At 60.9% G+C, this 11,958-nt stretch carries 13 protein-coding genes; 3 read left to right on the forward strand and 10 right to left on the reverse strand.

Going from position 1 to position 11,958, the window contains the following annotated elements:
• Nucleotides 1-42 precede the first annotated feature (42 nt).
• On the reverse strand, nucleotides 43-954 hold the full coding sequence (locus AC24GY_RS17480) for a DUF58 domain-containing protein (RefSeq protein WP_487685742.1): 912 nt from the start codon (nucleotides 952-954) through the stop codon (nucleotides 43-45).
• 117 nt (nucleotides 955-1,071) lie between these two features.
• Nucleotides 1,072-1,314: a hypothetical protein gene (locus tag AC24GY_RS17485; protein ID WP_487685745.1), complete on the reverse strand. Its 243-nt coding sequence runs from the start codon at nucleotides 1,312-1,314 to the stop codon at nucleotides 1,072-1,074.
• 53 nt (nucleotides 1,315-1,367) lie between these two features.
• Between AC24GY_RS17485 and AC24GY_RS17490 the strand changes: the two genes are divergently transcribed.
• Nucleotides 1,368-2,054 carry a hypothetical protein gene (locus AC24GY_RS17490; protein WP_487685749.1) on the forward strand — a complete coding sequence of 229 codons (687 nt, stop codon included), beginning with the start codon at nucleotides 1,368-1,370 and terminating at the stop codon, nucleotides 2,052-2,054.
• A 13-nt stretch (nucleotides 2,055-2,067) separates the two neighbouring features.
• Here AC24GY_RS17490 and AC24GY_RS17495 read toward each other — a convergent pair whose 3' ends face one another.
• Complete coding sequence (locus AC24GY_RS17495) at nucleotides 2,068-3,057, reverse strand: AAA family ATPase (RefSeq protein WP_422315699.1); 990 nt, start codon at nucleotides 3,055-3,057, stop codon at nucleotides 2,068-2,070.
• Between the two features lie 282 nt (nucleotides 3,058-3,339).
• The gene (locus tag AC24GY_RS17500) at nucleotides 3,340-5,988 is read right to left on the reverse strand and encodes a DNA translocase FtsK (RefSeq protein ID WP_487685753.1); all 2,649 of its coding nucleotides are present in this window, start codon (nucleotides 5,986-5,988) and stop codon (nucleotides 3,340-3,342) included.
• A 160-nt stretch (nucleotides 5,989-6,148) separates the two neighbouring features.
• On the opposite strand from AC24GY_RS17500, the gene AC24GY_RS17505 reads away from it, so the two are divergent.
• On the forward strand, nucleotides 6,149-6,583 hold the full coding sequence (locus AC24GY_RS17505) for a c-type cytochrome domain-containing protein (protein WP_422319974.1): 435 nt from the start codon (nucleotides 6,149-6,151) through the stop codon (nucleotides 6,581-6,583).
• Nucleotides 6,584-6,647: 64 nt separating this feature from the next.
• Nucleotides 6,648-7,688, forward strand: coding sequence for an SAM-dependent methyltransferase (locus AC24GY_RS17510; RefSeq protein WP_487685756.1), 1,041 nt, complete (start codon nucleotides 6,648-6,650; stop codon nucleotides 7,686-7,688).
• Here the strand turns inward: AC24GY_RS17510 and AC24GY_RS17515 are convergent.
• The 6 genes from AC24GY_RS17515 to AC24GY_RS17540 are packed head-to-tail and all read right to left on the reverse strand — an operon-like array spanning nucleotide 7,685 to nucleotide 11,831.
• Complete coding sequence (locus AC24GY_RS17515) at nucleotides 7,685-8,734, reverse strand: class II fructose-bisphosphatase family protein (protein ID WP_487685759.1); 1,050 nt, start codon at nucleotides 8,732-8,734, stop codon at nucleotides 7,685-7,687. The genes AC24GY_RS17510 and AC24GY_RS17515 overlap by 4 nt on opposite strands.
• Before the next feature lie 40 nt (nucleotides 8,735-8,774).
• Complete coding sequence (gene mutM, locus AC24GY_RS17520) at nucleotides 8,775-9,593, reverse strand: bifunctional DNA-formamidopyrimidine glycosylase/DNA-(apurinic or apyrimidinic site) lyase (protein WP_487685761.1); 819 nt, start codon at nucleotides 9,591-9,593, stop codon at nucleotides 8,775-8,777.
• A gap of 3 nt (nucleotides 9,594-9,596) precedes the next feature.
• Nucleotides 9,597-10,034, reverse strand: coding sequence for a Fe-S cluster assembly sulfur transfer protein SufU (sufU, locus tag AC24GY_RS17525; RefSeq protein WP_487685764.1), 438 nt, complete (start codon nucleotides 10,032-10,034; stop codon nucleotides 9,597-9,599).
• A 2-nt stretch (nucleotides 10,035-10,036) separates the two neighbouring features.
• Nucleotides 10,037-11,254, reverse strand: coding sequence for a cysteine desulfurase (locus tag AC24GY_RS17530; RefSeq protein WP_487685767.1), 1,218 nt, complete (start codon nucleotides 11,252-11,254; stop codon nucleotides 10,037-10,039).
• A gap of 17 nt (nucleotides 11,255-11,271) precedes the next feature.
• Nucleotides 11,272-11,598, reverse strand: a complete 327-nt coding sequence (locus AC24GY_RS17535; protein WP_487685770.1) for a hypothetical protein — start codon at nucleotides 11,596-11,598, stop codon at nucleotides 11,272-11,274.
• Complete coding sequence (locus AC24GY_RS17540) at nucleotides 11,595-11,831, reverse strand: hypothetical protein (protein ID WP_487685773.1); 237 nt, start codon at nucleotides 11,829-11,831, stop codon at nucleotides 11,595-11,597. The genes AC24GY_RS17535 and AC24GY_RS17540 overlap by 4 nt, the downstream gene beginning before the upstream one ends.
• Between the last annotated feature and the right edge of the window lie 127 nt (nucleotides 11,832-11,958).

The raw sequence follows: 11,958 nt of genomic DNA on the forward strand, positions 1-11,958 counted from the left end.
CGATCCATTGACAGGCCAGAGGCCTATCCTCCATCCATGCGATCACGCCCCGCCCGCCAGCGCCGAACCACGCACGAGCAGGTCCAGGAAGCGCTCCTCAAAGGCCTCGTCACTCGTCACCTGCATGAAATCCACACTGTGGCTGGCGCATTCACTGGCGAGGTTGCCCACGAAGGCGTCAAAAGTTTCCACATAGCGCTGCACATCGCGCTTGGTCAGCCAGAAGCGGCGGCGCTCGCCGGTTTCGACCTCGGTCAGCTCCAGTTCGCCCTCGATCCCCGGCTGCCTTTCATCGGGGTGCACGATCTGCAGAAAGTGGTTTTCCCCCGGCCATGCCGCCACGCGGGCTACAGCCTCCGTGGCGCTGCCGATCTCGCGGCCAAAGAAGTCGCTGATGATGAAGATAATGCCGTAGCGCTGCTTGCTGGGGCGGAATTCCTCAAAGCAGCGCTTCATGTCGGTGAGGCCGTCAAACTTCAGCTTCAGCACCGCCTGGATCACTTTTTCAATGTTCCCCTGCCCGCGCAGAGGCGGCAGTTCCTGATGCACACCGCTGCTCATCGAGTACAAGCTCACGCGCTGCTGCGCACTCAGCGCCAGATAGGCCAGCGCCACCGCGAAGCGCAGCGCCTGCCGCCGCTTCTCCGGAAACGGCTGCGCCATGGAGGTGCTGGTGTCCAGCATGATGTGCAGGTTCAGCTCCTGCGTTTCTTCGTAGAGACGCACAAAGAGCTTGTCGAGCCGCGCATACAAACGCCAGTCGATGGCCCTGTAGTCCTCACGCGGCGTGTAGTGGCGGTAGTCCTTGAACTCCCGCGTGAAGCCCGTGGCGGAGGTCGATTGCGAACCCCGCCGCATCAACTGCCGCCGTTTGCGCAGGCGCAGCGCCAGCACCCTCAGCCGGTCCAGAAAGGAGGCATCAAACAAGTCTTCGCGGTCGAGGGTGTCGGGCATTCGAGGGATCAGATCAGGCAATCTTAACGAGAAGTGTGCTCCACGCTCGCGATTGCTGCAAAGATACTCAACGGAATCAACAGGACAAAAATACGCAGCAACCACAGCAGAATGTCATCATGATGATAATGGAAAAATTGTAGCGGAAGATTCTGAAGCGCCTCCGCGCAGCACATCGTCCTCGATCTGCTGGATGCTCATGCCTTCCGTCCCAGACATCGGGCGTCCTTTGTCGAGCAATGGCTGGCTGAGGTAGTGATTGCTGTCTGCTTGAGTCCAGTCATTGGCCGTCGCGGGCGCTGATGAGGAGGTGTTCATGAGAAATACAGCAGCAATCTTGAAGCAGATTTTTTCAGGCATGACAAGAATATCCCTTGCACTGTCTAAGATTATTTTGGAAAGCAGATACCTGCATGAAAATCCGCTCTCTGCACCGCCCGGCGGGCTTCACCAGCCTGGGCTTCCTCGGTTACATGGCCATCCTGGCCCTGCTGATCATCGGCGGCCAGGGTGTCTATGTGGCGCTGAAGAACCCAGAACCGCTGGAGATCACGGTGGCCGACTACCTTGCCAAGAAGCCCAATGCCGAATGGATGACGCTGAAAGACGCGCAGATAAGTCTGGTGGAGGCGGCCTACAAGGCACGGCTGGGAAGAGTCGCTGAAGTTTTTATTCCCATACGGCCCATCGGAGAATCCAGGGATGCACCGGTCCACATCCTCCTGTCCACGGAGGATCAAGCCGTCGCGTCCGCCTTGAAGGCCCTGAGCAAGTCGGCGGCCCCGATAAAGAAGAAAGTCGATGTCGCTTCACAGCAGGCGGACAAACTGTTCATGCGGCAGGACATCACCGGCCTGACCCGCTACGGCATCCTCTACGACCTTTTCATGCGGGCCCGACTGGCCAAGCTGAACATGAATCTGGCCGAGGATTTTGTGATTTTGAATGACGGTGAGGCCCCCAATTTCACGGTGAATGTCTGCATGGTGGGCGCAGGTCTGCTGATCTGGTTTGTCATGCTGTGCAGCGCGATGAGTGACGCCCTGTGGCGCTGGCGCAGGCGGCGGGCGTTCTACCGCCAACAAAGATCGCAACAGTGACAACCCGCCTTCCTCACGCTGCCTGCTGAGCCGGTGTCTTCACCTGATCGAGCAGCTTGGTGATGATGTCGTCCACCTTCACCTGACCGGCTTCGCCTTCGAAGTTCAGGATGATGCGGTGGCGCAGTGAGACGTGGGCGATGGCGCGGATATCGTCCGTGGAGACGGCGGTGGCGCCTTGGATGGCGGCCCAGACGCGGGCTCCACGAATGAGGGCCTGCAGACCGCGCGGGCTGGCTCCGTAGGAGACATAGCGCTTCACTTCAGGAAGCGCATCGGGCTGCTCGGGATGGCTGCTCAAAATCAACCGCGAAGCGTAATGGGCCACAGGATCGGCCACAGGAATCTTGGAGAGCATCTGCTGCAGTTCGATGAGCTTCGGCCCGTCGGTCATCGTCGCCAGCTTCGGCTCGGTGAAGCCGGTGGTGCGGCGGGAGATTTCGACGAGCGAATCGAGATCTGGAAACGGCACCTTGATCTTGAACATGAAGCGGTCGAGCTGCGCTTCGGGCAGCGGGTAGGTCCCTTCCATCTCCATGGGGTTTTGCGTGGCCAGCACCAGGAAAGGCTCCGGCACCAGATGGCGCTCGCCACCCGTCGTCACGCAGCGCTCCTGCATCACCTCCAGCAGCGCGGCCTGCGTCTTGGGTGTGGCACGATTGATTTCATCCACCAGCAGCAGGTTCTTGAACACCGGGCCTTTTTCATACCGCAGCGTGCGGCGGCCCTTCTCGTCTTCACCGACGATGTGAGTGCCGAGAATGTCCGCCGGCATCAGGTCGGGCGTGCATTGCACACGACCGGGCTCCAAGCCGACCACCTGCGAGAGCGTACGCACGAGGTAGGTTTTGCCGAGACCCGGAACGCCTTCCAGCAGCACATGCCCACCGGAGAAGATGGCGACCAGCACATCGCTGAGGAGTTCATCGTAGCCGACGATGGCTTTTTGCATCTCGGCCTTGAGGCTGGTGAACAGGGTGCGGAAGTCTGCGTGGTCAGGCATGGGTCGATTCTCGCCAGCGGCCCGGATTGCGCAAGGGTGGTTCGCGCGATGGGCGAAAAGATTGGCCTGTAGCCATGTCGGCCGATTCAGACAGGATTAACAAGATGAACAGAATGAGACAGGATTAAGGCGCCGTGATTCGAGATCGCGTCCTCAAAGCCGAGTCGTTTAGCCGATGCAGCGGATTGGGTTAATCCTGAAATTCTGAAATCCCGTTAATCCTGTCCAAAATTCGCCCGAATCCACCCACCGCCACCCCACAGTCATTGAGGCACTCCGGCCTCAGTCCATCTGCACCAGAATCTCACGCGGCTTGGCACCTTCACCGGGGCCGATGATGCCGCGGTCTTCGAGGATGTCGATCATGCGCGCGGCTTTGCCGTAGCCGAGGCGCAGGCGGCGCTGCAGCAGGCTGGTGCTGGCTTTCTTTTCCTGACGGATGACTTCCAGGCACTTCTCCAGGCATTCCTGTTCGTCGGAGCTGACGCCGTCTTCACCCATGTCATCGTCATCACCAAATTCGCCGCTTTCGTCATCGACTTTGACATCGAAGACCGGCTTGCCCTGCGCGACGCAATGCTGCACCAGCGCGTGAATTTCATCATCCGTGACGAGCGCGCCCTGGCTGCGGATCGGCTGCGCACCGCCGGGCGGCACGTAAAGCATGTCCCCTTTACCCACGAGATTCTCCGCGCCTTTGCGGTCAAGAATGACGCGGCTGTCCAGCGCCGAGGACACCTGGAACGCGATACGAGTCGGGATGTTCGCCTTGATAACGCCGGTGATGACGTCCGCACGCGGTGTCTGTGTGGCGACGATGAGGTGAATGCCGGCGGCACGCGCCATCTGGGTGATGCGGGCGATGGCCACTTCGATGTCCGCAGGCGCGGTCTGCATCAAATCTGCCAGCTCGTCCACGATGACGACGATGTAGGGCATGGTGTCAGGAATGATGACCTCCTGCTTGCGCGGCGGTGGCGCCTGGGAGTCACCCAGCCAGGTGCCGCTGGCATCGCGCAATTCGTTGTTCTCGTTATCTCCGTCCACGGTACCGACCTCAGCGGTCTTCGGCGCTTCGTTTTCCTGCGCAGCCTCCTCGGCGAAAGCAGCGGAGACACGGGCGTCATCCACTCCGGCCTTGGTCTTCGCCTTGGCAGAAACGGTGGCTGCAGGTGGAGCTGCGGCGGCAGCGGCATTGCGCGCGGCACGGGCGGCGTCTGCCTCGGCCTTGCGTTTGATATTGCGGTTGTTGAAGGCTTCGAAGTTACGGCAGCCTTCCTGTGCAAAGATCTGGTAGCGGTTCTCCATCTCCTTGACCACCCAGCGCAGGGCCAGCAGCGCCTTCTTGGGATCTGTCACCACCGGCAGCGCCAGATGGGGCAGCTCCTCGTAGTTCTGCATTTCCACGACCTTCGGGTCGATCATGATGAAGCGCAGCTCATCCGGCGCAAAGCGGCAGATCAGGCTGGTGATGATGCTGTTGATGCACACGCTCTTACCACTGCCCGTGGCACCTGCGACGAGCAGATGCGGCATGGCCGCGAGATCGCCGATGATCGTCTTGCCATACACGTCCTTGCCAAGGGCGACGGGCAGCTTGGACTTGCCGTTGACGAACACATCGTCCTCCAGCAGTTCGCGCAGCGGCACGATGGTCTTCTCCGAGTTGGCCAGCTCGATGCCCACGGTGTCTTTGCCAGGAATTGGCGCGAGGATGTTGATGCGCTCGGCGCGTGTGGCACGGGCGATGTCCGCATCCAGATTCGCAATGCGGCTCACGCGCAGACCATCGACGGGACGCACTTCGTAGCGGGTGATGGCCGGGCCACGGGTGATGTCCCCCGGCTCCACGCTGATGCCGAAACTCGCCAGCGCTTTGACGATGGTGGCCTGGATGCCAAGCAGCTCGCTCTTGTCCGTGGGAGCACGGTGCGTCTCCTCAGGCCATTTCAGCAGCTCCATGGAGGGCAGCTTGTAGTCCTTGAACAGCTTGGTGAGATTTCCCAGCGAGCCATGCGGCGCCTGCTCCATCTTCTGCGCACGCTTCTGCTCCCACACCTCGGCCAGCTTCGGCTTGTCGCTGCGGTCCTCATGCGCACGGGACACGGAGGAGTCGATGATTTTCGGCGGTGGCGGATCAAACTTGAGCGGCAGCTCCATGTTGGTGGCCGCAGTTGCAGGAGTGTCCCCGCGCAGCTCCGTACCCTTGTCCTTTTTCTTCCGGCGCAGCCCTTCCGGCACGGGCGTCACGGTGCCAGGAATGGTGTTCGCCGCTTCCTCTGCCAGCTTTTCCTGGATCAGGCGCTGCGCCTCACGCTCAGCCTTCCAGCGTGTCAGTTCCAAACGAATGTTCTGGATCACCGTCAGCGGATGCTGGCCGGTCACAAGGAAGAGTCCGCCCATGTAAACGGTGCCGAGAACCAAGGTGGCCCCCACTTTGCCAAGCAGATGCTTCAGGAAGGTGCCGCCGATGACATAGCCCAGCCCGCCCGAACCGCCCAATGGGGTGAAATGATCCCGCTCACTGAGCAGGCTCTGCACTTCCAGCAGCGCGGCACCGCTGATGATCATGACGGCCACGCCCAGCCAGGCGGCGCGGGTGATCTTCATCTTGGAGTGCAGTTTGCACACGCCAAACCACGTCATGCTGAAGGGCAGCAGATAGGCCGAAAAGCCCATGAGCCAGAGCATGTGCCCCGCCACCAGCGCGCCAATGCGGCCGACAAAATTATGCGTCGTGTCCCCGGAAGATTCCGACAGCGCGAGGAAGGACCAGGACGGCATGTCGCGTGGATCATACGAGATCAGAGCCAGCAGCAGCATGGCCGCCAGCATCAGCAACAGGATGCCGAAAACATCATTCCACGGGCTTTCCTTCTCGTCCGTAGATCGGGCGCGAGGGGGGCGGGAGGCAGCAGCGGCACGACTCATGACAACAATCTGGTAATTGTGGCAGACGAAATTATTTAAGGCTACCGAAATATTTACCTTGCCTCACTTTTGTGAATCGGCTTCGATCCATTCCGGGTTGCTGCTTGACCGCAAAAAATCCCGCGAACATCTTTGTCCGTTGCTACGTCACACCACAATCATGAAAAACACCCTCGCCCTCACCCTTGCCGCCGTGCTTGCCCTCGGCGTCTCCGTCACCTCCACCACCAGCGCCCAGGACGCCGGCAAAGTGGACTTTGAAAAGCAAATCCTCCCCATCCTGAAGGAGAGCTGCTTCAAGTGCCATGAGAAGGAGCATGAAGACAATGGCAAGATCAAGAAGCCCAAAGGCGGCCTTCGCCTCGACAGCGCTGCAGCCATCATCAAAGGCGGCAAAGAATACCCGGATGAAAACGTCGTGGCCGGCAAGCCTGACGCCAGCTGGCTGGTGAAGACCATGGCCCTCCCTGACACCGACGACATGGCCATGCCTCCTGAAGGCAAAGGCGATCGTGTCACTCCGGCCAACATCGACCTCATCAAGAAGTGGATCACCGAAGGTGCCAGCTTCGGAGCTTGGAAAGGCGTTGAGTAAATTTTAGTCACCACATCTCACCACGAAGGGCGGAGCCTTGGCTCCGCCTTTCTTTTTCCCATTCATGAACACACCTTTTCGTTTCACCACCTGCCGGGCCGGATCTGAAGCCACGCTCAAGCGAGACATCGCCAGCCACTTCGTCGGTGAACTCACGCCTGCGTTCATGAAGCCGCAGTTCATCACTTGGAAGGTGAAGCATCCAGGCTTCAGCCCGCCCAAGAACCTGAGCCACTTTGCGCGCGTCAGCGGCATCTCCCTCGGCCTGTGCAAAACGCTGGCCGAACTGGTCGAGCACGCCCGCAGCCCCGGCAGCAAGCCCCTGCGCCTGCACGTCTTCCCGCGCATCACGGCGGAGGACGGCGTGGAAGCCGCCACCTGGCAGCGCATCGACGCACTCACCGCTGAAATCACCGCCGCACTTGCACAAGCAGGCATCGCCCTCGAAACCGCCCCTGCCATCGCTCAAGGCGATCTGATTCTCGATGTCATCGTTGGCGAGACTCCGGAAGAACCTCTTTTCCTCGGCTGCCACGAGCACCAGCCCGGCATGCACACGCATCCCGGCGGGCTGCCCCGCATCGCGCTGCCTGCCGATGTCCCCTCACGCGCCTGGCTCAAGCTCGAACAAGCCCTCGCCTGGCGTGGCTGGGATCAGCTTGATCTGAGCGGGCAGACCGCCCTCGATCTCGGCTGCGCTCCCGGCGGCGCCACCTATGCGCTGATCCAGCGCGGCATGAACGTCCTCGGCATTGATACCGGTGAAATGGACCCGCGCGTGCTCGATCTGGCCAAGGCCAAAGGCGTCCGGTTCGACCACTGGCGCACCGCCGCAGGCCGGCTCAATCTCACCGCCCTGCCACGCGAAGTGGCCCTGCTGCTGTGCGACATCAATCTCGCCCCGCCGCTGGTCATTCCCGAGATTCAACGCATTCAAGACGCGGTGCAGGCACGGCGGCTGATCCTCACGATCAAGCTCAACACCCCTGCCCTCGAAGACCGCGCCCACGAGTTCATTGACACCATCCGCGACTTCGCCCCGGCTCCCGTGTTTGCCACGCAGCTTGCTGGCAACCGCCGGGAGATTTGCATCTGCGCCGGTTAAGCGCGGAGCGGCACCACCTTGCGGTCCAGATCATGCGTGGCGTGAATGCGGCGCACCGTGCCGCTGCGTGAGCGCATCAAAATGGAATGCGTTTCCACGCGGTGCCCGACGAGACGGCAGCCGGGTAGCAAAGGGCTGTCGCTGATGCCTGTGGCGCAAAACAAGGCGCTCTCTCCCACGATGAGTTCATGCACGCGGAAGACCTGCTCCATCTCAGCGGCAGGCGTGTACGCGGCGACTTCGGCGCGGTGGGCTTCATCGTGAAACCACATGCGCAGCTGCATGTCGCCACCGAGGCATTTCAGCGCGGCAGCGGCCAGAATGCCTTCGGGAGAACCGCCCATGCCCACGTAGAGATCACAGTTGGATTCCGGCATCGAGGGCGCGACCGCCGCAGCAATGTCACCATCCGTCACCATTCTCAATGCAGCGCCTGAGCGGCGGATCTCCTCGACGATCTCATGATGACGCGGACGATCCATGGTGGAAACGACAAGGTCGCGTTCACGCTTGCCCAAGGCCTGGGCCACAAAGCTGATGACCTCATGCAGCGGCATGTCGAGGAAGCAGCGGTCTCCGCCGCCCTCCAGCGCCTTCTTCACCGCCGGCCCGTAGGCGATTTTGTGGCTGTAGAAGCTCGGAATGCTTTTCATGGCGCACGGCGCACCGTCAGGAATCTGCGCCGCTGCGATGACGGAAATGCTGTTCGGCAGGCCTTTGGCGATGTTGCTGGTGCCGTCGATGGGATCGAGGGCGATGTTGAAGCGCGGTGTGCCATCGCGCCAGGTGCCCAGGTGTTCGCCAACGAAGATGCCGGGCGCATTGTCCTTGATCCCCTCTCCGATCACCACCTCGCCACGAATGTCGAGGATGTCGAAGACGCCATAGATCGCGCTGCAGGCGGCCCCGTCCGCGAGCTCTTTTTCACCCCGGCCAAGCCAGTGAATGGCCTGCAGGGCCGCGTTTTCCGTGGCACGCACGAATTCAAATTCGAGGATGCGTTCCAGATCGTGAGTGCTGCGCAGCGGTGGTAAGGACGTGGACATGGCTGGTGGTAAGGCAGCAATGCCAGAAGGCCGCAAAAAGTCACGATCCCTTTTGGCATTTCGGGCAGAAGAACGTCGAGCGCTGCCCCTGGACGATGCGCTTGATCTCCGTTTTGCAGACGCGGCAGGGCTCGCCCGCCCGATCATAGACGCGCAGCGTCAGCTTGAAGTAGCCGGGCTCGCCGCTCTCGTTCACAAAGTCCCGCAGCGTGGTGCCTCCCATTTCGATGGAAGCCGCCAGCACCTCGCGGATGGCCTTCACGAGTTTCCCAAGCTTCGGCTTCGTCACCTTTCCGGCTGCCTGCCGTGGATTGATGCCGGCCATGAACAAGGCCTCGCTGGCGTAGATGTTGCCCACGCCCACCACGACATGCGCATCCATGATGACCTGCTTGATCGCAGCCGTCTTGCCCTTGCAGGCAGCCTGCAAATGCTCTGCCGTGAATTCATCCCCCAGTGGTTCAGGACCGAGGTCTTTAAGCAGCGGATGCTCCATGGGATCCCCCTCAATCCAGAGCGCGGCCCCAAAACGACGCGGATCATGCAGGCGCAGTTGCTTGCCGCCCTCCAGCGTGATGGCCAGATGATCGTGCTTTTTAAACGGCGTGTCCGCCGGCAGCACCCGCAGATTTCCCGACATGCCCAAATGCAGCAGCAGCGTGCCTTTGGCGGTGCCAAACAGCAGGTACTTCGCCCGGCGCGTGCCCGTCTCAATCCGGCATCCTTCCAGCTCATGAATCGTGTCCGGCACCGGCCAGCGCAACCGCTTGTCCCGCACGATCACCTCCCGAACCCGTTTGCCGATCACGTACGGCGACACCCCGCGCAGAGCGGTTTCAACTTCGGGGAGTTCAGGCATGGCCTATTTGCTTTCCAGCGCCTGCTCCAGCGCACGCCACGCCAGCATCGCGCACTTCACACGCTGCGGAAATTTTTGCACGCCTTCGAGGAGGATGAGTTCGCCGAGGGCGTCTTCATTGGCAGGGGTGCCGTCACCCATGACCACGCGGCGGAAGTCTTCGCGCACGGCGGCGGCTTCGTCCTTGGACTTGCCTTTGATCTTCTGCGTCATCATCGAGGCGCTGGCCTGGCTGATGGCGCAGCCCTGGCCGGTGAATTTGAGGTCGTCGATGTTGCCGTTGTCGGCCACCCGCACCCAGACGTCGATCTCGTCGCCGCAGGAGGGATTGTCGCCATGGGCGTGCAGGCAGGGCGGCGGGAGTTCGCCGTGATTGCGCGGATTCCGGGAGTGATCAAGGATCACCTGCTGGTAGAGGTCGCGGAGGTCGTCAGAGAGCATGGTCAGGTGAAGAACTTACGCGCGAGGAGCAGTACTTCGACGAGGCGATTGATCTCTTCGAGCGTGTTGTAAAAATAAAAGCTGGCGCGGGTGGTGCCGGGCACCTTGAAGCGCTTCATCAGCGGCTGGGTGCAGTGATGCCCGCCGCGCATGGCCACGCCGTGGCTGTTGGCGAACTCGACAAGGTCGTGCGGATGCGCAAAATCGAGATGGAAGGCAACGAGCGCGCCACGGTGGCCGTTCTGCGGGCCGAGGATGCGGATGCCGGGCACTTCGCTCATGCGCTGCACGGCGTAGTTGGCCAGATTGTGGTCGTGGCGCTGGATGTTTTCGAGGCCGATGGCCTCCAGATAATCAATGGCGGCACCGAGACCGATGACCCCGGAAATGTCGGGTGTGCCCGCCTCGAAACGATGCGGCGGCGCCTTGTAGGTGCTGCTCTCCATGGTGACCGCCAGAATCATCTCGCCACCGCCATGCCAGGGCGGCATGGTTTCCAGAAGGGCCATGCGGCCATACAGCACACCGATGCCGGTGGGGCCGCACATCTTGTGACCGGAGAAAACGAAGAAGTCGCAGCCCAGATCTTTCACATCGATGGGCATGTGCCCCGCACTTTGCGCGCCATCCAGCAGCGTCACCGCGCCGAGGGCCTTGGCCCTGGCAAGGAGTTCCTTGGCGGGATTGATGGTGCCGAGAGAATTGGAAATATGAACGAAGGCGAAGAGCTTCACCTGCTCTGTGAGCAAGGTTTCGATGGCGGCGGAATCAAGCGTGCCGTCATCCAGCACCGGGATGTATTTGAGCGTCGCGCCCGTGCGCTGGGCGAGCAGCTGCCACGGGACGATGTTGCTGTGATGCTCCATGCCGGTGATGAGGATGACATCCCCTGCCCTCAGATTCTGAGTGCCCCAGGTGTTCGCGACGAGGTTGATGCCCTCGGTGGTGCCACGGGTGAAAATGATCTCGTCCTCCGACGCCGCGCCGATGAAACGTGCCACTTTTTTCCGCGACGCCTCAAAGGCCTCGGTGGCACGGTTGCTCAGTTCGTGCAGGGCGCGGTGGACGTTCGCGTTGTCACGCTCGTAGTAACGCGAGAGCGTCTGGATGACCGCACGCGGCTTCTGGCTGCTGGCCGCACTGTCCAGATAGACAAGCGGGTGACCATTCACCTGCTGATCAAGGATGGGGAAATCAGAGCGTATGCGGTGCCAGTCCATGTCTTCCGACCCAGACACTAGCGTGCCACCACACTCTGTCGAGTCGTAACGCTGACGGGGGCCGCCTTGCGGGCTGCGTAGATGCCGCGGCTTTCGACCTTTCTCGCACGATCTTGCAATGAACCAGGTTTGCCGTCTGCTGGCAGATTGTTCTCGCCCAGCATGTTCAGCATGGAGGCTCCGGTTTGATCAAACGCTTTCACGGGAGCGCAGTTCTTTAAAGCTTCCCACGTTTGGCAACTGGTCAGACCGGTAGAAAGCAAAATGAGAAAACTGAGACGGGCGAATTTCATTAACTTCGTGTTTATCATGACGTTGCGATTCTGTAAACAAAAGATGCTCATGGCTTGAAAGCCATGTGGGAACTGGAGCTAGCAGCCGCTGGACGGATTTGGCGATCTCCCCTGGCCTGCACCTCGCGTCCGCGCATCTCCAGCGTCTTGCTGGCAGTCGTCCCCTTGCCATTCTCGTCAGCTAACATCAGGGCATAAGGAGCCAGACGCAATGCCGTGCCGATCAAACCACAATTGCTCAGCAAGAGGGTGGCGGCGAAGGCAAAAATCAGACGGGATTTCACGGGCATTTGTTGTTTTTATCACAACCGCCTGTGAGAGTAAACATATATGATGCCCTCGGCCCGGGGCGAAACTTGTGCTTTGTCTGGCAAACATTGCCGCTGCAGGCCCGTATTCCACTGCCCTTCC

It is taken from the genome of Prosthecobacter sp. Pr1 (genome assembly GCF_057652315.1).